20 protein-coding genes and 1 pseudogene are annotated in these 20,834 nt (G+C 70.6%); 16 read left to right on the forward strand and 5 right to left on the reverse strand.

Going from position 1 to position 20,834, the window contains the following annotated elements; all coding sequences use genetic code 11:
- The first annotated feature begins 26 nt into the window (after window positions 1-26).
- Window positions 27-812 (forward strand): SAM-dependent methyltransferase, encoded by a 786-nt coding sequence (locus OHA03_RS17130; protein ID WP_267008072.1) that lies wholly within the window; start codon window positions 27-29, stop codon window positions 810-812.
- Between the two features lie 204 nt (window positions 813-1,016).
- On the forward strand, window positions 1,017-1,817 hold the full coding sequence (locus OHA03_RS17135) for an alpha/beta fold hydrolase (RefSeq protein ID WP_267004711.1): 801 nt from the start codon (window positions 1,017-1,019) through the stop codon (window positions 1,815-1,817).
- A 19-nt stretch (window positions 1,818-1,836) separates the two neighbouring features.
- Here OHA03_RS17135 and OHA03_RS17140 read toward each other — a convergent pair whose 3' ends face one another.
- Window positions 1,837-2,322 (reverse strand): GNAT family N-acetyltransferase, encoded by a 486-nt coding sequence (locus OHA03_RS17140; RefSeq protein ID WP_267004712.1) that lies wholly within the window; start codon window positions 2,320-2,322, stop codon window positions 1,837-1,839.
- A 50-nt stretch (window positions 2,323-2,372) separates the two neighbouring features.
- Between OHA03_RS17140 and OHA03_RS17145 the strand changes: the two genes are divergently transcribed.
- Window positions 2,373-3,188 (forward strand): exodeoxyribonuclease III, encoded by an 816-nt coding sequence (locus OHA03_RS17145; protein WP_267004713.1) that lies wholly within the window; start codon window positions 2,373-2,375, stop codon window positions 3,186-3,188.
- Here OHA03_RS17145 and OHA03_RS17150 read toward each other — a convergent pair.
- Window positions 3,178-3,459, reverse strand: coding sequence for a DUF2087 domain-containing protein (locus tag OHA03_RS17150; RefSeq protein WP_267004714.1), 282 nt, complete (start codon window positions 3,457-3,459; stop codon window positions 3,178-3,180). The genes OHA03_RS17145 and OHA03_RS17150 overlap by 11 nt on opposite strands.
- 63 nt (window positions 3,460-3,522) lie before the next feature.
- Window positions 3,523-4,176: a MerR family transcriptional regulator gene (locus tag OHA03_RS17155; RefSeq protein ID WP_267008073.1), complete on the reverse strand. Its 654-nt coding sequence runs from the start codon at window positions 4,174-4,176 to the stop codon at window positions 3,523-3,525.
- 168 nt (window positions 4,177-4,344) lie between these two features.
- Here OHA03_RS17155 and OHA03_RS17160 point away from each other — a divergent pair, with 168 nt between their 5' ends.
- The 4 genes from OHA03_RS17160 (at window position 4,345) to OHA03_RS17175 (ending at window position 8,034) form a co-directional block, all read left to right on the forward strand.
- The gene (locus OHA03_RS17160) at window positions 4,345-5,895 is read left to right on the forward strand and encodes an NAD(P)/FAD-dependent oxidoreductase (protein WP_267004715.1); all 1,551 of its coding nucleotides are present in this window, start codon (window positions 4,345-4,347) and stop codon (window positions 5,893-5,895) included.
- A complete protein-coding gene (locus OHA03_RS17165) occupies window positions 5,892-6,836 on the forward strand; it encodes an alpha/beta fold hydrolase (protein ID WP_267004716.1) in 945 nt (314 codons plus the stop codon). The genes OHA03_RS17160 and OHA03_RS17165 overlap by 4 nt, the downstream gene beginning before the upstream one ends.
- On the forward strand, window positions 6,833-7,753 hold the full coding sequence (locus tag OHA03_RS17170; protein ID WP_267004717.1) for an SDR family oxidoreductase: 921 nt from the start codon (window positions 6,833-6,835) through the stop codon (window positions 7,751-7,753). Before OHA03_RS17165 ends, OHA03_RS17170 begins: the two co-directional genes overlap by 4 nt.
- A gap of 86 nt (window positions 7,754-7,839) precedes the next feature.
- Entirely contained in the window at window positions 7,840-8,034 is a 195-nt protein-coding gene (locus OHA03_RS17175; protein WP_267004718.1) for a hypothetical protein, read from the forward strand.
- 385 nt (window positions 8,035-8,419) lie between these two features.
- Here OHA03_RS17175 and OHA03_RS17180 read toward each other — a convergent pair whose 3' ends face one another.
- The gene (locus OHA03_RS17180) at window positions 8,420-11,692 is read right to left on the reverse strand and encodes a S41 family peptidase (RefSeq protein WP_267004719.1); all 3,273 of its coding nucleotides are present in this window, start codon (window positions 11,690-11,692) and stop codon (window positions 8,420-8,422) included.
- Between the two features lie 188 nt (window positions 11,693-11,880).
- Between OHA03_RS17180 and OHA03_RS17185 the strand changes: the two genes are divergently transcribed.
- Together OHA03_RS17185 and OHA03_RS17190 are read left to right on the forward strand one after the other, a co-directional pair.
- Entirely contained in the window at window positions 11,881-12,453 is a 573-nt protein-coding gene (locus OHA03_RS17185; protein ID WP_030926709.1) for a TetR/AcrR family transcriptional regulator, read from the forward strand.
- 116 nt (window positions 12,454-12,569) lie between these two features.
- Window positions 12,570-14,801: an MMPL family transporter gene (locus OHA03_RS17190; RefSeq protein WP_267004720.1), complete on the forward strand. Its 2,232-nt coding sequence runs from the start codon at window positions 12,570-12,572 to the stop codon at window positions 14,799-14,801.
- 143 nt (window positions 14,802-14,944) lie between these two features.
- Here OHA03_RS17190 and OHA03_RS17195 read toward each other — a convergent pair whose 3' ends face one another.
- Entirely contained in the window at window positions 14,945-15,310 is a 366-nt protein-coding gene (locus tag OHA03_RS17195) for an SsgA family sporulation/cell division regulator (protein WP_323181219.1), read from the reverse strand.
- Between the two features lie 186 nt (window positions 15,311-15,496).
- On the opposite strand from OHA03_RS17195, the gene OHA03_RS17200 reads away from it, so the two are divergent.
- The 7 genes and pseudogenes from OHA03_RS17200 (at window position 15,497) to OHA03_RS17230 (ending at window position 20,834) form a co-directional block, all read left to right on the forward strand.
- Complete coding sequence (locus tag OHA03_RS17200) at window positions 15,497-16,546, forward strand: energy-coupling factor ABC transporter permease (protein ID WP_267004721.1); 1,050 nt, start codon at window positions 15,497-15,499, stop codon at window positions 16,544-16,546.
- The gene (gene cbiQ / locus OHA03_RS17205) at window positions 16,546-17,307 is read left to right on the forward strand and encodes a cobalt ECF transporter T component CbiQ (protein WP_267004722.1); all 762 of its coding nucleotides are present in this window, start codon (window positions 16,546-16,548) and stop codon (window positions 17,305-17,307) included. The genes OHA03_RS17200 and cbiQ overlap by 1 nt, the downstream gene beginning before the upstream one ends.
- On the forward strand, window positions 17,304-18,071 hold the full coding sequence (locus OHA03_RS17210) for an energy-coupling factor ABC transporter ATP-binding protein (RefSeq protein WP_267004723.1): 768 nt from the start codon (window positions 17,304-17,306) through the stop codon (window positions 18,069-18,071). The genes cbiQ and OHA03_RS17210 overlap by 4 nt, the downstream gene beginning before the upstream one ends.
- A pseudogene (locus OHA03_RS17215) lies at window positions 18,068-18,166 on the forward strand (MarR family transcriptional regulator); the annotation flags it as partial. The gene OHA03_RS17210 and the pseudogene OHA03_RS17215, both read left to right, overlap by 4 nt.
- 206 nt (window positions 18,167-18,372) lie before the next feature.
- On the forward strand, window positions 18,373-18,807 hold the full coding sequence (locus OHA03_RS17220; RefSeq protein WP_267004724.1) for an organic hydroperoxide resistance protein: 435 nt from the start codon (window positions 18,373-18,375) through the stop codon (window positions 18,805-18,807).
- Between the two features lie 72 nt (window positions 18,808-18,879).
- Window positions 18,880-20,043 carry a serine hydrolase domain-containing protein gene (locus tag OHA03_RS17225; protein WP_267008074.1) on the forward strand — a complete coding sequence of 388 codons (1,164 nt, stop codon included), beginning with the start codon at window positions 18,880-18,882 and terminating at the stop codon, window positions 20,041-20,043.
- Entirely contained in the window at window positions 20,040-20,834 is a 795-nt protein-coding gene (locus tag OHA03_RS17230) for an SDR family NAD(P)-dependent oxidoreductase (RefSeq protein WP_267004725.1), read from the forward strand. The genes OHA03_RS17225 and OHA03_RS17230 overlap by 4 nt, the downstream gene beginning before the upstream one ends.

The raw sequence follows: 20,834 nt of genomic DNA on the forward strand, positions 1-20,834 counted from the left end.
GCGATTCCCGTACGGAGGAGCGTCCTGTGACGGCCGGCCCGCTCAACCCCCAGATCGACACCAGCAAACCCCACCCGGCGCGCGTCTACGACTGGCTGCTCGGCGGCAAGGACAATTACCCGGTCGATCAGACGGTGGGGGAGAAACTGCCGCCGGAGGCGCGGGCAAATGCGGCGCGGAACCGGGCATTCATGCACCGGGCCTCCGCCTGGCTGGCGCACCGGGGTGTCGATCAGTTCCTCGACGTCGGGACCGGTATTCCCACCTCGCCGAACCTGCACCAGATCGTCCAGGCGATCACGCCCACGGCCCGGATCGTCTACGCGGACAACGACCCCATCGTTCTGCGTCATGCGGAGGCGCTGCTCGTCAGCAGCCCCGAAGGGGCCACCGACTACATCCACGCGGATGTGCGGAAACCGGAGCTGATCCTCGAACGAGCCCGTGAACTGCTGGACTTCGACAGGCCCATTGCCCTGTCCTTGATCGCGCTCATGCACTTCCTGCCCGACGACCAGGACCCGTACGGCATCACCCGCACCCTGGTGGACGCCCTGCCGTCGGGCAGCTATCTGGTCCTGTCGCACGGTACGGCCGACCAGCATCCGGAGCTACGCGCCGAGACCGAGGCCGCGTACAAGAAGGGCGCCATCGCGCTGCGGATGCGCACACACAGTGAGGTCGAGCCGTTCTTCGACGGTCTGGACCTCATCGCGCCGGGGCTGGTGCCGGCCGCGGAGTGGTACCAGGAGGAGCCGGCTCCGGAGAACGAACGGAGTGGTTTCTACGTGGGAGTTGCGCGCGTGAAGTGAGCGGAGCAGGTGGTGTCGATGCCCTTCGGCGGACGCACCCGGACCTCTTTCTCCGCGTGGCTGCACAGTAGTTCGCCATGCTCGTCGAACGGGGTGGCCGCCTGGACGCCGTTGAGGCGGACGCCGGCCACGCGACGGCCGGAGCCGGGTAGCGTCCGGGATGATCGCAGGGGCGTAAGGAACGGCGAACCCAGGGGGATCGGAATGGAGTTCAGCACGAAGAGCGGCACCACCATCACGTACGACGACCGGGGGCCGTCCGGCGGTCCGGCCGTCGTTCTCGTCCACGGTCATCCGTTCAACCGGACGATGTGGAACCCGCAGGCCGAAGCGGTGGAGCGGGCCGGTCACCGGGTGATCGTGCCGGATCTGCGCGGATACGGGGAGAGCACCGTCGTGCCGGGCCGGGCCCTGCTCGCGGACTTCGCCGACGACATCGCCGCGCTCCTCGACCACCTCGGTGTCGAACGGGCCGCGGTCGCCGGCCTGTCCATGGGCGGACAGATCGCCATGGAGTTCCATCGCCTGCACCGCGCCCGGGTCTCCGCGCTGGTCCTCGCCGACACCTCCCCGGTCGCCGAGACCGAGGACGGCAAGGCCTTCCGCAACCGGATGGCCGACCGGCTGCTCGCCGAGGGTCTGGACGGGTACGCGGACGAGGTGATCGACAAGATGATCGCCCCGTACAACGTCACCGGGCTGCCGGACGTCGCCGCGCACGTCCTCGCCATGATGCGCACGACCGCTCCCGAAGGGGCTGCGGCGGCTCTGCGGGGCCGGGCCGAGCGGCCCGACTACCGGGAGTCGCTCGCCGGGGCCGAGGTGCCGGTGCTGATCGTGGTGGGTGTGGACGACACGTACACGCCGGTCGCGGACGCCGAGGCCATGCACCGGCTGATTCCGCAATCCGTGCTCGTAGTTGTCGACCGCGCCGGGCACCTGCCGAACCTGGAGCAGCCGGAGCGGTTCAACGCCGCGCTGCTCGGGTTCCTCGGAAGGCTCTAGACCAGGGCAGAAGCCTGGATCACGACTCCTGGAGCGGTTTGGCGAAGCAGAGGCTGCTCTCGTACGTGCGGTAGTAGCCGAACTTCTCGCAGGGGGTGTAACCGCTGGAGGTGTACAGCGCGATGGCCTCCGGCTGCTGGTTGCCGGTCTCCAGCACCATCCGGGTGCGGCCCGCCGCCCGTGCGTCCGCTTCGAGGGCGGCGAGGATACGGCGGGCCAGACCCCGTCCGCGGCCCTCCCGGGTCACGAACATCCGCTTGAGCTCGGCGTCGCCGTCGGAGTAGCCCTCGTCGTTCCGGTCCTGCGCGCGCCAGCCGCCGGTGGCGACCGGTGCGCCCGACTCGTCGTAGGCGAGCAGATACAGACCGTTCGGCGGCCGGAACATCGACGGGTCGAGCGGTGTGACATCGCCCTCGTCCCCGTAGCGCTCGGCGTACTCGAGCTGCACCTCGTCGTTGAGTTTGACGGCGTCGGGGTGGTCGAAGGACCGCGACTGGATATACATGCAGAACATGGTACATGTATGCGGCACCTGGTAATCGGTATTGTGCCGGGATGCTCACCGTGACCAGCGTAAATGTGAACGGACTCCGCGCCGCCGCGAAGAAGGGCTTCATCGAGTGGCTGGCGCAGACCGATGCCGATGTGATCTGCCTGCAGGAGGTGCGGGCCGAGCCGCAGCAGCTCGCCGCGGAGGTGCGTGAGCCCGACGGCTGGCACACCGTGCACGCACCCGCCGCCGCCAAGGGGCGGGCCGGGGTCTCGCTCTACACACGCCGGGCGCCGGAGCGGGTGCAGATCGGGTTCGGCGGGTTCGGGGACGCCGGGAGCGAGGAGTTCGACGACAGCGGCCGGTACGTCGAGGTCGACCTGCCCGGTGTGACGGTGGCGAGCCTGTATCTGCCCTCCGGTGAGGTCGGCACGGAGCGGCAGGACGAGAAGGAGCGCTTCATGGACGCGTTCCTGTCGTACCTCAAGGGACTCAGGGTGCGGGCCGCGGCCGACGGCCGCGAGGTGCTGGTGTGCGGCGACTGGAACATCGCCCACCAGGAGGTCGACCTGAAGAACTGGAAGGGCAACAAGAAGAACTCCGGCTTCCTGCCGGAGGAGCGGGAGTGGCTGACCAGGGTCTTCGACGAGGCCGCATACGTCGATGTGGTGAGGGCGCTCCACCCGGACGAGGAAGGGCCGTACTCCTGGTGGTCCTACCGGGGGCGGGCCTTCGACAACGACACGGGCTGGCGCATCGACTACCAGGTGGCCACGCTCGGTCTCGCCGGGCGTGCGGTGAAGGCATGGGTCGAGCGGGCCGCCACGCATGGCGAGCGGTGGAGCGACCACGCGCCGGTGACGGCCGTCTTCAACCTGTGAGGGTGCGGCGGTAGCTGCTGCCGTCCTTGGGGCGGGTCAGCAGGCCCGCCACCACCAGATAGCGGCGCAGCGCCGAGTAGTCGTCGTGCACCGTCAGCAGTGCCTCGTTGACCTCGCGCTCGCTGTACGTGCGGTCCGGCTCGAACAGCGTCCGGGTGAGGTGCACGAGCAGCTGTTCGCGGCGGGCCGGCTTGCGGGGGATCGCGGTCAGCCGACCGCGGGAGAACAGGGCGGCGACCCCGTGTGAACTGCTCGGATCGTTGTCAGGCATGGGCGGAAGCCTGACGCGCGGGACGGGTGCGGGCAACGCAATTTCGGGCGACGGCTTCGAGGGCTACGTCTTCGGCTCCGAGGGCTTCGGCCGGGTGCCGTCGTCGCGGCGCAGCCTGCGGTCGAAGGCCATCGAGAGTTCCGCGTCCACCACCGCGCGGGCGAGCGGGCGGAGTTGGGCCGGTTCGGCCTCGGTGGAGTGGGCCCGCATCACCCCGACGAAGAGTTCGGCGAGCGCGTCCGCGTGTTCGCGGACCCGGCGGCCCGCCGAGAGCACCGTGGAGAGCGGCACCCCTTTCCGTACCAGTTCCGCCGACACCTCCAGGAGGCGGCGGCTGATGTGCACGATCTCGTCGCCGTCGGTGGCGAGATAGCCGAGATCCAGGGCGGCGGCGAGGTTCTCCGGGGTGACCTCGCCCTCGAAGTAGTCCGCGAGCTGTTCGGGCGTGAGGCGGACCGGGGTCTCCTCGGTCGGTTCGCCCAGCCCCAGCACCTCGGCGACATCGCGGCCGCTCTCGAACGTCCGGGCCAGATCGGCGATTCCGGTGAGGGTGTGGCCGCGCTCCAGCAGGCCGGCGATCGTCCGCAGTCGCGCAAGGTGATGGTCGTCGTACCAGGCGATGCGTCCCTCCCGGCGCGGTGGCGCGATCAGTCCGCGCTCCCGGTAGAAGCGCACGGTCCGTACGGGGATGCCGGCCTCCCTGGCCAGCTCCTCCATGCGGTATTCGCGGTGCTCGCGTCCTTCAGCCACAACGGCACCCTATGTTGTACCGTCGGTAACTTTCCCTTGCCCGACCCCTACCCATCGGTACGGAGCTGCTCTACTCTCCCCACAATGCCAGTGATTGCTGGCAGAGTCGTGTGACGTACCGCGGGAGGCGGCAGCATGGCCCAGCACGAGCATGTACGAGTGGCGGTGATCGGATCCGGATTCGGGGGCCTGGGGGCCGCGGTCCGGCTGCGCCGCGAAGGCATCACCGACTTCGTCGTCCTGGAACGCGCCGACTCCGTCGGCGGCACCTGGCGCGACAACAGCTATCCGGGCTGTGCCTGCGACGTACCGTCCCACCTCTACTCGTTCTCGTTCGCCCCCAACCCGGAGTGGCCGCGCACCTTTTCCGGGCAGGAGCACATCCGCGCCTACCTGGAGCGCGTCGCCGACACCTTCGGGCTACGTCCGCACATCAGGCTGGGTCACGAAGTGACGATGATGCGGTGGGACGACGACGAGCTGAACTGGACGATCGAGTCAGCGAACGGGACCACGATCGTCGCCGATGTCGTCGTCTCCGCGACCGGCCCGCTCTCCGACCCGAAGATGCCGGACATCCGCGGTCTCGCCGACTTCCCCGGCAAGGTCTTCCACTCGGCCCGCTGGGACCACGACTACGACCTGACCGGTAAGCGTGTCGCCATGATCGGCACCGGCGCCTCCGCCATCCAGATCGTGCCGTCGATCCAGCCGAAGGCCGGGAAGCTGACCCTGTTCCAGCGCACCCCGCCGTGGGTCATGCCACGCATGGACCGCAGCATCAGCGGTGCCGAGCGGTGGCTGCACCGCACGCTGCCGTTCACCGGCGCCGCGCGCCGCGGACTGCTCTGGGGCATAAGGGAGTTGCAGGTCAGCGCCTTCACCAAGCACCCGAACGAGCTCGGTCTCGTCGAGAGGATAGCCAAGTCCAACATCGCCCGGGCCATCAAGGATCCGGCGCTGCGGGCCAAGCTGACCCCCTCGTACCGCATCGGCTGCAAGCGGATCCTGCTCTCCAGCGCCTACTACCCGGCTCTCGCCCAGCCCAATGTGGATGTGGTCGCCTCCGGGCTGACGGAGGTGCGCGGCTCCACCGTCGTCGCCGCCGACGGTACGGAGACCGAGGTCGACGTGATCATCTTCGGCACCGGCTTCCATGTGACGGACATGCCGATCGCCGACCGGGTCGTCGGCGCGGAGGGCATCACGCTCGCCGAGTCCTGGAAGGACGGCATGCAGTCGCTGCGGGGCGCCACCGCTGCGGGCTTCCCCAACTGGATGACGGTCATCGGCCCCAACACGGGGCTGGGGAACTCCTCCATGATCCTGATGATCGAGTCCCAGCTGAACTACATGGCGGACTATCTGCGCCAGCTGAACGTCCTCGGCGGACGGGCCGCGCTCGGTGCGCGGAGGTCGGCGGTCGGGGCGTGGAACCGGCGGGTCCAGGAGCGGATGAAGCGGACCGTCTGGAACACCGGTGGCTGCACCAGCTGGTACCTGGACGCCAACGGGCGCAACACCACGGTCTGGCCGGGGACGACAGGTGAGTTCCGCCGGGCGACACGGACGGTGGACCTCGGGGAGTACGAGGTCATCCGGCCCCGGAAGGCTGATGCCGCCGAGACCGTCGTCGCCCGGAAGTCCGTCGCCGGCAAGGCCGTTGCCGAGGAGGTCGCGCGATGAGCCGGCTGCTGCGACGCGAGGACGCGCCGCCGGTGCCCGCGCGCGAACTGACCGCCGTCTCCGCCGACGGCTCCCGCATCCACGTCGAGGTGCACGGGCCGGACGGCGCCCCCGCGGTGGTGCTGGCGCACGGCTGGACCTGCAACACCCACTTCTGGGCCGCGCAGATCCGGGACCTGGCGGTGGACCACCGGGTCGTCGCCTACGACCAGCGCGGACACGGACGTACGCCCGCGGTCGGCCCCGAGGGATACAGCACCGACGCGCTCGCCGACGACCTCGAAGCGGTGCTGGCCGCCGCTCTCGCCCCCGGCGAGCAGGCGGTGCTCGCCGGGCACTCCATGGGCGGCATGACGCTGATGGCCGCCTCGCGGCGGGCCGGGCTGCGTGAGCACGCGGCAGCCGTGCTGCTGTGCAGCACCGGCAGTTCGCGGCTGATCGCCGAGTCGCTCGTCGTGCCGATGCGGGCCGGCGCCGCCCGGACCCGGATGACCCGCGCGATCCTCGGGGCGCGAGCCCCGCTCGGGCCGGTCACAACCGTCTCGAAGCGGATTCTCAAGTACGCGACGATGGGCGCCGGTTCGGCGCCGGAGCGGGTCGAGTCCTGTGCCAGGATCGTGCATGCCTGTCCGCGGGCGTCGCGGGTCGCCTGGGGGCATGTGCTCGCGGAACTCGATCTCGACGCGGGGGTACGGGAGTTGCGGGTGCCCACGGCGGTGATCGCCGGCACGGAGGACCGGCTGACGCCGCCCGTCCATGCCCGTGCCCTCGTGGCCGCGCTGCCCGACTGCCTGGGGCTGACCGAGCTGGCGGGCATGGGCCACATGACACCGGTGGAGGCGCCGGAGGTGGTCACCGCGAAAATCCGGGAACTGGTCGCCGGGTATGTCACCCCTGTCACCGGCACGGTCGGTGGCAGTGTTGAGGAGGAGGTCGTATGAGCGGCAGGCGCAGTCTCGAAGGGCAGGTCGTGGTCGTCACCGGCGCGGCGCGCGGCGTGGGCGAACTGCTGGCCCGCAAGCTCTCGGCGCGCGGTGCGAAGCTGGCGCTGGTCGGCCTGGAGCCGGACGAGCTGAAGAAGGTCTCCGAGCGGCTGCACTCGGAGAGCGACCACTGGTACGCGGACGTCACCGACCATGTGGCGATGGCGCAGGTCGCGCAGGAGGTGAAGGAGCGGTTCGGCAAGGTCGATGTCGTCGTCGCCAATGCGGGAGTCGCCTCGGGCGGGCCGTTCGTCGACTCCGACCCGGATTCGTGGCGGCGGGTCATCGAGGTCAATCTGATCGGTGGCGCGGTGACGGGGCGGGCGTTCCTGCCCGTACTGATGGAGAGCCGCGGATACTTCCTGCAGATAGCGTCGCTCGCCGCGATCACTCCGGCGCCGATGATGACCGCGTACTGCGCGTCGAAGTCGGGCGTGGAGGCGTTCGCCCACAGCCTGCGGGCGGAGGTCGGCCACCGGGGGGTGAAGGTCGGCGTCGGCTATCTGTCCTGGACGGACACCGACATGGTGCGGGGCGCCGACGAGGACGACGTCATGCGGGAGTTGCGGCAGCGGCTGCCGTGGCCGGCGAACCGTACGTATCCGCTGGGCCCGGCGATCGACCGGATCGTGGCCGGCATCGAGCGGCGTTCCGCGCATGTGTACGCGCAGTGGTGGCTGCGGGGCATGCAGTCGGTACGGGGCTACCTGCCGGCGGTCATCGGAGTTGTCGGGCAGCGGGAGATGAAACGGTTCGGACCGCGGCTTGAGGGCGTGAGCAAGGGGCTCGTGGGGGCCGGGGGTGTGGCGGACGAGAGTGCGCGGGGCGTGGGAGGAGCGGGGGGTGCGCGGGATGCGGGCACTCAGCGTGACTGATCGAAATGCGTGGGATGTCCTGCCGTGTAAGTCTGGTCGAGGCCCCTACGGGGCCACCCCCAAGCACCCCACTAGGAGTGAACAGCATGGGTATCTCAGACCAGTTCAAGGACAAGGCGCAGGAGCTCGCCGACCAGGCGAAGAAGAATGTCGGCGACAAGAAGGGCGACGCGCGGCAGCGGTCGTCGTCCGAGGCGTCGGAGCGCGGGCGTGACAGGGCCCAGAACACGTCGCGGAACGCGGCGCGGGGCACGCACGACCGGGTCGACGACGAGTCTTGACTTGATCGTTGGTGACCTGCGCGGAGGCGTGGTTTGAGGCTTCGCGCGGATGAGGGGCGCGCCCGGGAGACCGGGCGCGCCTTTCGCGTGCGCGGGGTTTCCTTCCCCACCCGGTGGCGAGCCCCCGGCCCTCCTTTGTCCTCAATCGCCGGACGGGCTCACATTGCCGTCGCCGGACGGGTTCACAAGCTGCGGTCGCCGGGTGGGTTCACACATTGCATTGCCGTCGCTGGACGACGGTCACGAGCTGCCGTCATCGGACGGAGTTTGCGAACTGCCGTCGTCGTGGGCTCACATCGCCCGCCGACCGCCCTCAAAGACGGCGCGGGCAATCAGCCCGTCCGGCGGTTGAGGGCAAATCGTGGAGTCGGGTTCCCGCGCCGCGTCACCTCGGTGGCAGGGGCGGGCGTACCCGGTCCGGGACGGTTTCGTACGTGGGCGGGGTGGCGGCCGGCTGGGTCTTGAGGAGGTCCAGCGCCACGTGCACCGCGTCGTCCAGCACCGCGTGGCGGCCCTCCGCCCAGTCCAGTGGGGTGCGCAGGGCCTCCAGGTCCGGTTCCACGCCCCGGTTCTCCACCGACCAGCCGTACTCGTCGAACCAGGCCGCATTCATCGGCACCGTGATCACCGTGCCGTCGATCAGCCGGTGCCGGCCGGTCATGCCGACCACGCCGCCCCACGTCCGCTGACCCACGACCGGGCCCAGCTCCAGCAGCCGGAACGCGGCGGTGATCATGTCGCCGTCGGAGGATGTCGCCTCGTCGGCGAGGGCCACCACCGGGCCCCGGGGGGCGTTGGAGGCGTACGAGACCGGCTGGGCGTTGCGGGTCAGGTCCCAGCCGAGGATCGTGCGGGTCAGTTTCTCGACCACCAGCTCGCTGATGTGACCGCCCGCGTTGCCGCGTACGTCGACGATCAGGGCGGGGCGGGAGACCTCCAGACGGAGGTCCCGGTTGAACTGGGCCCAGCCCGAGCCGCCCATGTCGGGGATGTGCAGGTAGCCGCACTTGCCGCCGCTCAGTTCGCGTACGACTTCGCGGCGTTTGGCCACCCAGTCCTGGTAGCGCAGCGGCCGCTCGTCGATCAGGGGCACGATCGCGACGCGGCGCGCCGGGCCCTCGCCGGGCTGAAAGGTGAGTTCGACCGTGGTGCCGCCCGCCGCGGAGAGGAGGGGGTAGGGGCCCGCGACGGGGTCCACCGGGCGACCGTCGACATGGGTGAGGATCGCGCCCTCCCGGATGCCGGTGCCGGCGAGCGGTGAACGGGCCTTGGAGTCCGAGGAGTCGCCGGGCAGGATCCGCCGGACCACCCAGGCTCCGTCCCGGCACACCAGGTTCGCGCCGAGCAGTCCGATCGGCCGCTGGTAGTGCGGCGGGCCCTCGTTGCGGCGGGCGGGTGCCACGTACGCGTGCGAGGTGCCCAGTTCGCCGAGCACCTCGCGCAGCAGGTCGGCGAACTCGTCGGGCGTCGCCACCCGCTCGACCAGCGGCCGGTACTGGTCGAGCACGCCCTCCCAGTCGATGCCGCACATGTCCGGCTCCCAGAAGTAGGCGCGGATGATGCGGCCCGCCTCCCCGTACGCCTGCCGCCATTCCGCCGGCGGGTCGACGTCGTGCAGGATCCGTCGCAGGTCGAGGTAGACCGTGGAGTCGCTGTCTCCGGCCTCGGTGGCCGGTACGGCCCGCAGTTCGCCGTCGTCCATGACGACGAGCCGTGTCGCGTCGCCGCTGACGGCGAACCAGTCGAGATGGCCGACGAGTTCGGTCTTCCTGGCCTTGGTGATGTTGAAGTGTTCGAGGGTGGGGCGACCCGAGGTGTCGGCCGGGTTGACGAACGTCTCGCCGAGCGCGCCGGAGATAGGCCAGCGCAGCCAGACGAGCCCGCCGCCGCTGACCGGATGGAGCGCCGAGTACTTCGACGCGGTGACCGGGAACGGTGTCACCCGGTTCTCCAGCCCCTCGAACTCGACCGTGACCGTGGCCCCTTCGACCGGAGTCGCTTCCGGAGCGTCGACCGGGTCGAGGCCGCCCGCCGCCGGACGCCCTTCCGGTGAGAGAGCGAACGGGGACGGGGTGGCCGAGGAGAGCGGCACCAGGTACGGGCGGCAGCCGAGCGGGAAGGAGAGGTCGCCGGTGTGGACGTCGTACACCGGGTCGAAGCCGCGCCAGGAGAGGAACGCGAGGTACCGGCCGTCGCCCGTGAACACCGGGTTCTCGTCCTCGAAGCGGCCGTTGGTGACATCGACGATCACCGGCGCGCCGGGCCCCATGATCCGGGCCAGTTTGATCTGCCGCAGCGAGCGGCCGATACCGGGGTGGGACCAGGTCAGCCAGGCGCCGTCCGGCGAGAAGGCCAGATCGCGGACGGGGCCGTTGACGGAGCGGATCAGTTCGGTCGGTTCGCCGGTGGACTCCTCGGTGGTCTCCAGGAGCAGCAGGCGGCCGTCGTTCGTCGCGATCGCGAGCCGTTCGCCGTCCGGGTCGGAGGTCAACTCCTGGACCCGGCCGATCTGTCCGGAGGCCAGCCGGCGCGGCTCCCGGGGTCCACTGGCGCGAGGCAGGTAGGCGATCTCGATCGCGTCCACACCGTCCGCGTCCGTGACGTACGCGACCTGGCCCATGCTGCCGAGCATCTCGGGCAACCGGACCCGGACCCCCGGTGTGTCGGTGATCGTGCGGGCCGGCCCGTCGCGGTGGGTGAGCCAGTACAGACTGCCGCGTACCGCGACGGCGCTCGCCCGGCCCGTCTCGTCCACGGACAGCGAGTCGACATGGCTGGCGGCCGGCACCTGGTACGTACGCCGCCCGGCCCGCGGCCCGCCGAGCCGGACCTCCAGCTTCCGCGGCACCGCGTCCGGCGACAGGTCGTCGACCAGCCACACCTCGCCCGCGCACTGGTAGACGACCCGGCGCCCGTCGCTGGACGCGTGCCGGGCGTAGAACGCGTCGTGGTCGGTGTGGCGGCGGAGATCGCTGCCGTCGTGCAGACAGGAGTAGAGGTTGCCGACGCCCTCGTGGTCGGAGAGGAACGCGATTCGCCCGCCGACGAACATCGGTGCGTCCAGATGGCCGTCGAGATCGGGCAGCAGCCGCACGCCGTGCAGCCACAGCCGACCCATCGCCCCGCCCCGGTACCGCTTCCAGGCGGCTGGCTCGTGCGGCGGCGTGCCGGTGAGCAGCAGCGTGCGCCGCTCGCCGTCGATCTCCGCGACCGCGATGTCGGCGACCGGGCCCCAGGGGAGCTTCCCGCCGGGGGAGCCGTCCGTGGGGACGCTGTAGGCCCAGGAGAAGTACGAGAACGGCTGGGCGTGCGAGGACACGGCGAGGATGTGGGACTGCTCGCCCGGATCGGGCGTCCAGCCGCGGACCCGGGCGTCGGTGGCCCCCCAGTAGGTGAGCCGGCGGGCCGGCCCACCCTCGACCGGGGCGAGATGGATCTCGGGGTCGAGGCTGCGCCAGGTCGTGTAGGCGATACGGGTCCCGTCGGGGGAGAAGCGCGGGTGGCTGACCCGGGTCCGGTCGACGGTCACCCGCCACGCCCGTCCGGGCCGGTTCCCCTCCGGGACGAGGGGAGCGACCCAGAGGTCGTCCTCGGCCGCGAAGCAGAGCAGGTCCTCGTGGAGGTGCGGGAAACGGAGATACGCGACGTCGTCACTCACCCCCCAATGCTTTCCGCGCGAGAGGGCCCCGGCAACTCGTGGCGCGGCAAGTTGTGGTGCAGCACACAAGCGAAACGATTTAGTTTCGCTGAGTCGACGAGGTACCGTCGATGTGTACGAAACAGTTTCGTTCGGTTGGTTGATGCACGAGCGACTGACGTACGACCGGGAGAACAGGAGGTCGCACCATGGCACGCACCAGGCTCACGCCCGAGCGCGAGAGCGAGATGTACGCCGCGGTGCTCGACCTGTTGCGCGAGGTCGGCTACGACGCCCTGACCATGGATGCCGTCGCCGCCCGCACCCGTTCCAGCAAGGCCACCCTCTACCGCCAGTGGGGGAGCAAGGCGGAGCTGGCCGTCAAGGCGCTGCGGCACAACAAGCCGGGCGGCCTTGCCGAGATCGACACCGGCTCGCTCCGCGGTGACTTCCACGCCGCGCTCGGCCGTGCCGACGACTGCCAGATGGAGAAGGACTCCGCGCTGATGCGGGGCCTGATGCATGCCGTTCACGAGAATCCCGATCTCCACCAGGCCCTGCGCGAGCTGCTCATCGAGCCGGAGATGACCGGCCTCGACACGCTGCTCCGCCGAGCGGTGGACCGGGGTGAGCTGCGTCCGGACAACCCGGCGCTGAAGTATGTACCGCACATGCTGATCGGTGCTTTCGCCGCTCGGCAGCTGGTCGAGGACCGCGCCGTCGACCGGGCGTTTCTCATCGACTATGTCGACTCCGTGATCCTCCCCGCTCTCGGCGTCTGACCCCGTCCCCTCCGTACGGCCCTCTCCCCAAGCCCCACCTGACACGCCGCTCTCGTCGTCGGGCTGGTTCCTCACGCCCTTTTCCACTCACACGACCTGACCGGGAGTACGCCCCCGTGGCCACATTCCTCTACAAACTCGGACGGTTCGCCTTCCGGCGCCGCCGCTATGTCGCCCTCGTCTGGGTGGCGCTGCTGGCGCTCGCCGGATTCGGCGCGGCCTCCGCGTCCACTGCCACCTCCAGCTCCTTCTCCATTCCGGGTACGGAGGCGCAGAAGGCCTTCGACCTGCTGGAACAGCGCTTCCCCGCCGCCAGCGCCGACGGCGCGACCGCGCGGGTCGTCTTCAAGGCACCCGACGGCGAGAAGATGACGGACCCGGCCAACAAGGCCGAGGTGCGCAAGGTCGCGGACGAGCTGAAGTCCGGCTCGGACCAGATCGCCTCGGTGACCGACCCGTACACGGGCAAGGCCGTCAGCAAGGACGGTTCCACCGCGTACGTCTCCGTCTCCTACAAGGTCAGCTCGATGGAGCTGACCGACGCGACACGGGACGACCTGCAGGACGCAGGCAAGGCGGCGCAGCAGAGCGGGCTCACCGTGGAGATCGGCGGTGACGCGCTCCAGGTGATGCCGGAGACCGGCGCCACCGAGATCATCGGTGTGGCGATCGCGGCGGTCGTGCTGGTCATCACCTTCGGGTCGCTGATCGCGGCCGGGCTGCCGCTGCTGACCGCGCTCATCGGCGTCGGCATCGGCGTCTCGACGATCACGGCGCTGGCGAACGTGCTCGACCTGGGTTCCACCACTTCCACCCTCGCGATGATGATCGGCCTCGCGGTCGGCATCGACTACGCGCTCTTCATCGTCTCCCGCTACCGCGCCGAGCTGGCCGAGGGCCGCGAGCGCGACGAAGCGGCGGGGCGGGCGGTCGGCACGGCCGGTTCCGCGGTCGTCTTCGCCGGTCTCACCGTCGTCATCGCCCTGGTCGGCCTGGCCGTCGTCAACATCCCGATGCTGTCGAAGATGGGCTTCGCCGCGGCCGGCACGGTCGCCATCGCCGTCCTGATCGCGCTGACCCTCGTTCCGGCGATGATGGGCTTCGCGGGCAAGCGGGTGATGGGACGCAAGGCACGCAAGGCCGCCGAGACGGAGATCAAGACGGAGCCGAAGCCGAACATGGGCACCCGGTGGGCGCGGTTCGTGCTGCGCAAGCCGGTGTGGGTGCTGCTGGTCGGAGTCATCGGCCTCGGGACCATCGCCGTGCCGGCCGCCTCGCTGGAGATGGGCCTGCCCGACGACGGCTCCCAGCCCACCAGCACCACCCAGCGCCGCGCCTACGACCTGCTCTCCGACGGCTTCGGCCCCGGCTTCAACGGTCCGCTGATGGTCGTCGTGGACACGGCGAACAGCTCGGACGGCAAGACCGCGGTCAACCGGGTCACCGACGACATCTCCGGCATCCCGCACGTCGTCGCCGTCTCCCCGGCCACCTTCAACAAGGCCGGCGACACCGCGATGATCACCGTCGTCCCCCAGGACCGGCCGAGCTCGGCCGAAACGGAGAACGTGGTCCACGCGATCCGTGACGCGGGCACGGACATCAAGTCCGACACCGGCGCCGAGGTCCTGGTCACCGGCTCCACGGCGATGAACATCGACTTCTCGCAGAAGATGAACGACGCGCTGCTGCCGTATCTGGCGCTCGTCGTCGGCCTGGCGTTCCTGCTCCTGATGGTGGTCTTCCGGTCGGTGCTGGTGCCGCTGAAGGCGGCCCTCGGCTTCCTGCTCTCGGTCGTCGCGGCCCTGGGCGCGGTCGTCGCGGTCTTCCAGTGGGGCTGGCTCGGCTCGCTCTTCGGCGTCGAACAGACCGGCCCGATCATGTCCATGATGCCGATCTTCATGGTGGGTGTGGTCTTCGGCCTCGCCATGGACTACGAGGTCTTCCTCGTCACCCGGATGCGGGAGGCGTACGTCCACGGGGAGAAGCCCCCGCAGGCGATCGTCACCGGTTTCCGGCACGGCGCCCGCGTGGTCACCGCCGCAGCGGTGATCATGATGGCGGTCTTCGCCGGGTTCATCGGCTCCAGCGAGTCGATGATCAAGATGATCGGCTTCTCACTCGCCATCGCGGTCTTCTTCGACGCCTTCGTGGTCCGGATGGCGATCGTGCCCGCGGTCCTCGCCCTGCTCGGCAAGCGCGCCTGGTGGCTGCCGCGCTGGCTGGACCGGCTGCTGCCCAACGTCGACGTGGAGGGTGAGGGGCTGCGCAAGCAGCTCGGCGAGACGCCGTCCGGCGGCGTGGGTCACGGTGACGCCCAGGGTGAGCGCGAGCTGACCCGGGTCTGATCACCGGGGGCAATCCCCCTGAGAGCCCCGGGGCCCGCGTCTGACCGGAGCGCGGCCCCGGACTGCGCCGGTTACCTGTGGGGACGGGGGACCGGGGCGACGATGAGCCCCCGTGCGAGCGGCACGGGGGCTCATCCATGCCGTCACGCCCGGGCCGTCACCGCCTGCGCGGCCTCGGGGCTGGTCTCCTCGCTGATGCGGTGCAGGAAGCGGATCATCGACGCGTTGTCGAACTGGACCACCTCGACGCCGTCCGCCGAGTGCTTCTCCACGACCAGCTGCGCCCGGCCCAACGGCCAGATCCGGATGGCGCCGCTCCTGGCCGGGGAGCGCATCCCGCCCTCCAGCAGATCGCGGCCGAAGGCCCAGTCGGTGCCGCCGGGGAAGGCGACATGGACGGTTCGCGGGTCGGAGCCGGCGTCGTACCGCAGGTCGACGGGGACTGTGAAGGTGTCGGTGGCCTCGGTGATGAGCCGGGCTTCGGTGTGCTCTTCGATCACGGGGGACATGGCCGACTCCTCCTATTTGTTCACTCTTGCCATCTAATGTCCCATATTTTGACCGGTTGGCGCGGCGAGGGGGCGGCAGGGGCGCACAGCTGTGAGGTATGCGCTCTTGCGAATGGTTCGCAACAAGGCTCTATCATCGAGAGGTTCATGACCCCGCGCAGCAACGCAGGAAGCGGAGCCTCCTTCATGCATGTACCCGACGGATTCATCAACGCACCCGTCTCCGCCGCCGCCGGTGTCGTCGCCGCGGGTGCCGTCGCGGTCAGTCTGCGGGGCGCCCGTCGCGAGCTCGATGAGCGCACCGCGCCGCTCGCGGGCCTTGTCGCCGCCTTCATCTTTGCCGTGCAGATGCTGAACTTCCCGGTCGCCGCAGGTACCAGCGGCCATCTCCTCGGCGGGGCGCTGGCCGCGATCCTGGTCGGTCCCTATACCGGGGTGCTCTGCATATCCGTCGTTCTGCTCATGCAGGGCATTCTCTTCGCGGACGGCGGGCTCACCGCGCTGGGCGTCAACGTCCTCGACATGGGCATCACGACCACCGTCGTCGCGTACGCCCTCTTCCGCGGCCTGGTCGGCGTGCTGCCGCGGACCCGCCGCTCCATGACGGCCGCGTCGTTCGTCGCCGCGCTGGTGTCCGTACCGGCCGCGGCGGTCGTCTTCACGCTGATCTACTGGATCGGCGGCACCACCGACATCGCGATCGGCAAGGTCTTCACCGCCATGGTCGGCGTACACGTCCTGATCGGGATCGGTGAGGCCCTGATCACCGCGCTGACCGTCGGCGCCGTCATCGCCGTCCGACCCGACCTGGTGCACGGCGCCCGGGGACTGACCGCACCGCTCAAGCTCCGGGTCGGCGGCGAACTCGTCGACGCGCCGGCGCGCGAGACCGCCCCCGTCGCCGGCCGGTCGACGCGCAAGGTCTGGGCCACCGGTCTGGTCGCCGCCCTCGTCCTTGCCGGCTTCGTCTCGTTCTACGCCTCCGCCAGCCCGGACGGCCTGGAGAAGGTCGCCGCCGACCAGGGCATCGACGAGAAGGCCGAGCCGCATGCGTCCAAGGACTCCCCGCTCGCCGACTACGGCGTCCGGGACATCTCCGACGCCCGTATCTCCGGCGGCCTCGCCGGAGTGATCGGGGTCGGCGCCACGGTCGTGGCCGGCAGCGGGGTCTTCTGGGCCGTGCGCCGCCGCCGTACGCCGGACGCACTCGGCGCGCGCACCGAGGAAACCGTCTGATGGGCGCCGGGCACGCCCACAAGCTCTACCGGCACGGGCACTCGCCGGTCCATGATCTGCCACCGCACTGCAAGCTGGCCGCCGTCTTCTGCTTCGTGGTGGTCGTCGTCTCGACGCCGCGCGAGGCGGTCTGGGCGTTCGCGCTGTATGCGGCGCTGATCGCCGCGGTCGCCGTGCTCGCCCGGATCCCGGCCGGGTTCCTCCTCAAGCGGCTGCTCATCGAGGTGCCGTTCGTCGCGTTCGCGCTGCTGATGCCGTTCGTGGTGCCGGGCGAGCAGACCGAACTCCTCGGTGTCCCGGTCAGCGTCCCCGGTCTCTGGGGCGCCTGGAACGTGCTGGCCAAGGGCACCCTGGGCGTCGCCGCCTCGGTGCTGCTGGCCTCCACCACCGAGCTGCGCTCCCTGCTGCTCGGCCTCCAGCGGCTCAAGCTGCCGCCGCTCCTCGTGCAGATCGCCTCGTTCATGATCCGGTACGGGGATGTGGTCACCGACGAGATGCGGCGGATGTCGATCGCCCGCCGCTCCCGGGGCTTCGAGGCGCGCGGTATGCGGCAGTGGGGGGTTCTCGCGATATCGGCGGGCGCCCTCTTCATCCGCTCCTACGAACGCGGCGAACGGGTCCATCTCGCCATGGTCAGTCGCGGCTACACCGGCTCGATGCCGGTCATCGACGAAGTGACGGCGTCCCGTGCCCAGTGGGCGTACGCCTCGGTGCTCCCCGTCCTCGCCCTTGTCATCTGTCTGCTGGGATGGACCCTATGAGCATGTCACCGACACCCCCCGCCTCCCTCGAGGTCAGCGGCCTCGCCTACGCCTACCCCGACGGTCACCAGGCGCTCTTCGGTGTCGACCTGACCGTCGCCCGCGGCGAGCGCGTCGCCCTGCTCGGCCCGAACGGCGCCGGCAAGACCACCCTCGTCCTCCACCTCAACGGCATCCTCGACGCGGGCGCCGGAACCGTCCGGGTCGCCGGTCTCCCGGTGGAGAAGCGCAACCTCGCCGAGATCCGCCGCCGCGTCGGCATCGTCTTCCAGGACCCCGACGACCAGCTCTTCATGCCTACTGTCCGGGAGGACGTCGCCTTCGGACCCGCCGCCTCCGGGCTGCGCGGCGCCGAGCTGGAGGAGCGGGTCGTCGAGGCTCTGAAGCAGGTCGGCATGGAGGGGTACGCGGACCGGCCCCCGCATCACCTCTCCTTCGGTCAGCGCCGCCGCGTCGCCGTGGCCACCGTGCTCGCGATGCGGCCGGAGATCCTCGTCCTGGACGAGCCGTCGTCCAACCTGGACCCCGCTTCGAGGCGTGAGCTCGCCGACATTTTGCGGTCGTTGGACGTCACCGTGCTGATGGTCACGCATGACCTGCCGTACGCCCTGGAGCTCTGCCCGCGCGCCGTCATCCTCAGCGACGGTGTCATCGCCGCCGACGACCGTACGCATGACCTGCTCTGCGACGAGGAGTTGATGCGCGCCCACCGTCTGGAGCTGCCCTTCGGGTTCGACCCGCGCTCTGTGGCAATGGGGGCGTGACCGACGGCGACACCAGCCTTCCCGCAGCCTCGCTGCTGCTCGACGAACAGCTCTGCTTCGCGGTGTACGCGGCGCAGCGGGCCGCGACCGCCGCTGCCGACGGGGGGCGGGGCTCGGGGCGGGCGGGATGGCGCGGCTGCGGGCGGAGCTGCACGCCCTCGCCGCGCGCGTCGGCACACTGGCGGACCGCACCCGCTGACCCCACCCCGGCCGACCTTGCTACCCGCTGGTAGCGTGCGGTCCGCTCGGATGTGTTGTGGGCAACGTTCTTGCACACACGTCTTTATCGCGGGGGTGCTGCATGACCGAGGACGCCAGGCCGACGAAGATCATGTACGTGGCGGAGGCAACCGCCCACGGTGGTCGTGACGGCTATGTCACCAGCCAGGACGGCCAGGTCGATGTGCGGCTGGCGATGCCGCCCGCGCTCGGTGGCGACGGCAACGGGACCAACCCCGAGCAGCTGTTCGCCGCCGGTTACAGCGCCTGCTTCCACAACGCGCTGGTGCTGGTGGGCCGACGGGCCGGATACGACCTCAGCGGTTCGACGGTCGCCGCCAAGGTCGGTATCGGCCCCAACCGGGCGCACGGTTACGGACTCGCCGTCGCCCTCAATGTGTCGCTGCCCCTCGTCGACCAGGAGCTGGCCGCCCGGCTGGTGGACAGCGCGCACCAGGTCTGCCCGTACTCCAACGCCACCCGGGGAAACATCGACGTCTCGATCGTGCTGAGCTGAACGTCACCCGCGGTACAGCTCACCTGCGGCGCCATGCACCATGGGGGGATGAGCGGGAGTGCAGGAGCAGGCGTGGACGTACGGGGCACGGTGGCGGCCGGATTCGAACCGGTCAGGGACGCCTTCATCCGTAACTTCGAGCACCGTGGCGAGCGGGGGGCCGCGGTCGCCGTCTACCGGGACGGGCGCAAGGTCGTCGATCTCTGGGCCGGAACGAGGGACGTCGACGGCGCGGAGCCATGGGCCGTCGACACCGTGCAGATCGTCCGCTCGGCGGGCAAGGGCATAGCCGCCGCCGTACCGCTGCTGCTGCACCAGCGCGGCCAGGTGGACCTGGACGCACCGGTCGGCACGTACTGGCCCGAGTTCAAGACGGCCGGCAAGGAACGCGTCCTCGTACGCCATCTCCTCGCCCACCGGGCCGGGGTCCCCGCCCTCGACCGGCCGCTGACGCCGCAGGAGGCCGCCGACGGGATCTCCGGGCCGCGGGCCGTCGCCGCGCAGTGCCCGCAGTGGGAACCGGGCACCGCGCACGGCTACCACGCGCAGACGTACAGCTGGCTCGTCGGCGAGCTGGTGCGCAGGGTCACCGGGCGCACCGTGGGCCGCTGGGTCGCCGAGGAGATCGCCCGCCCACTCGGCCTGGACTTCTGGTTCGGGCTGCCGGCGGAAGAGGCGCACCGGGTGGGCCGGATCGGACCGGTCGAGGCACCCGCCCTCCAGGACAACGGCGGCGCCCTGCGGCTGCGCCCCAAGCGGTCGGTCACGGAGGCCTACCGCGATCCGGAGTCGCTGACCCGTCGCGCGTTCGGCGCGATCGACCCGCTGCCCGACGAGAACGACCCCGCCTACCGGGTGGCCGAACTCCCCGCCTCCAACGGCATCGCGACCGCCCGCGCCCTGGCCCGCTGCTACGCCGCGATGATCGGCCCGGTCGACGGCCACCGGCTGTTCGCCCCGGCCACACTCACCCTGGCCCGCACCGAGGAGTCCGCGGGCCCGGACCGGGTGCTCGTCGTGAACACCCGCTTCGGCCTCGGATACATGCTGCACGGCCCGGCCGCCCCGCTCCTCGCCCCCGGCTCCTTCGGCCACCCGGGCCGCGGCGGCTCGCTCGGCTTCGCCGATCCCGAATCGGGCATGGCGCTCGGCTATGTGACGAACGGTCTGCAGAAGGGAGTCACCGCCGATCCCCGTGCCCAGGCCCTGGTCAGAGCAGTACGGTCGGCGCTATGACTCCTACCGGTGATTCCAGGTTCGACGGATACGGCGTACTCATCACGGGCGCGGGACAGGGCATCGGCGCAGCCACGGCCCGTCGGCTGGCCGGCGAGGGCGCGCGCGTCCTGGTGACCGATCTGGACGGTGACCGCGCCGAGCACACGGCGGCGGCGATACGGAAGACGGGGGCCACCGCCGAGGCGCTGCCCTGCGACGTGGGCGACCGGGCGGCGGTCGAGGCTGCGGTGGCCCGTGCGGTCGAGGCGTTCGGCGCGCTCGACGTGCTGGTCAACAACGCGTACCGCTGCACCCCCGACACCCCGCTCTTCGAGGACGAGCCCGACGACGTCTGGCAGGGCGATCTGGACGCCACGCTCACCGGTCCGTACCGCTGCTCGCGCGCCGCTCTGCCGCATCTGGTGGCGTCGGGGAGGGGCGCGATCGTCAACATCGGCTCGGTCAACGGCGAGCAGGACTTCGGCAACCACGCCTACAGCGCCGCCAAGGCCGGACTGGGCAGTCTGACCCGTACGCTCGCCGGCCACGCCGGTCCGCGCGGGGTCCGGGTCAACCTGGTGGCGCCCGGCACGATCCGAACGGACGCCTGGGCGGGACGTGACCTCGAGCTGGACCGGGTGAGCGCGGTCTACCCGCTGGGCCGGGTCGGCGAACCGGATGACATCGCGGCCGCGGTCGCCTTCCTCGCCTCCCGTGACGCGGCCTGGATCACGGGGACGACGCTGCGGGTGGACGGCGGCCTGCTCGCCGTGAACACAGGCTTCCGGAGGGCGATCGCGGAGGACTGA

This window comes from Streptomyces sp. NBC_00154 (genome assembly GCF_026342835.1).
Taxonomy (GTDB): domain Bacteria; phylum Actinomycetota; class Actinomycetes; order Streptomycetales; family Streptomycetaceae; genus Streptomyces.

What these genes read in the sequence shown, in the direction of transcription:
- OHA03_RS17175 (WP_267004718.1), top strand. Translation starts at nt 7,840, where the DNA reads ATGGGTATCTCAGACCAGTTCAAGGACAAGGCGCAGGAGCTCGCCGAC.
- OHA03_RS17230 (WP_267004725.1), top strand. Translation starts at nt 20,040, where the DNA reads ATGACTCCTACCGGTGATTCCAGGTTCGACGGATACGGCGTACTCATC.
- OHA03_RS17150 (WP_267004714.1), bottom strand. Translation starts at nt 3,459, where the DNA reads ATGCCTGACAACGATCCGAGCAGTTCACACGGGGTCGCCGCCCTGTTC.
- OHA03_RS17210 (WP_267004723.1), top strand. Translation starts at nt 17,304, where the DNA reads ATGAGCATGTCACCGACACCCCCCGCCTCCCTCGAGGTCAGCGGCCTC.
- OHA03_RS17140 (WP_267004712.1), bottom strand. Translation starts at nt 2,322, where the DNA reads ATGTATATCCAGTCGCGGTCCTTCGACCACCCCGACGCCGTCAAACTC.
- OHA03_RS17155 (WP_267008073.1), bottom strand. Translation starts at nt 4,176, where the DNA reads ATGGAGGAGCTGGCCAGGGAGGCCGGCATCCCCGTACGGACCGTGCGC.
- OHA03_RS17195 (WP_323181219.1), bottom strand. Translation starts at nt 15,310, where the DNA reads ATGTCCCCCGTGATCGAAGAGCACACCGAAGCCCGGCTCATCACCGAG.
- OHA03_RS17185 (WP_030926709.1), top strand. Translation starts at nt 11,881, where the DNA reads ATGGCACGCACCAGGCTCACGCCCGAGCGCGAGAGCGAGATGTACGCC.
- OHA03_RS17135 (WP_267004711.1), top strand. Translation starts at nt 1,017, where the DNA reads ATGGAGTTCAGCACGAAGAGCGGCACCACCATCACGTACGACGACCGG.
- OHA03_RS17170 (WP_267004717.1), top strand. Translation starts at nt 6,833, where the DNA reads ATGAGCGGCAGGCGCAGTCTCGAAGGGCAGGTCGTGGTCGTCACCGGC.
- OHA03_RS17165 (WP_267004716.1), top strand. Translation starts at nt 5,892, where the DNA reads ATGAGCCGGCTGCTGCGACGCGAGGACGCGCCGCCGGTGCCCGCGCGC.
- OHA03_RS17160 (WP_267004715.1), top strand. Translation starts at nt 4,345, where the DNA reads ATGGCCCAGCACGAGCATGTACGAGTGGCGGTGATCGGATCCGGATTC.
- OHA03_RS17145 (WP_267004713.1), top strand. Translation starts at nt 2,373, where the DNA reads ATGCTCACCGTGACCAGCGTAAATGTGAACGGACTCCGCGCCGCCGCG.
- OHA03_RS17220 (WP_267004724.1), top strand. Translation starts at nt 18,373, where the DNA reads ATGACCGAGGACGCCAGGCCGACGAAGATCATGTACGTGGCGGAGGCA.
- OHA03_RS17200 (WP_267004721.1), top strand. Translation starts at nt 15,497, where the DNA reads ATGCATGTACCCGACGGATTCATCAACGCACCCGTCTCCGCCGCCGCC.
- cbiQ (WP_267004722.1), top strand. Translation starts at nt 16,546, where the DNA reads ATGGGCGCCGGGCACGCCCACAAGCTCTACCGGCACGGGCACTCGCCG.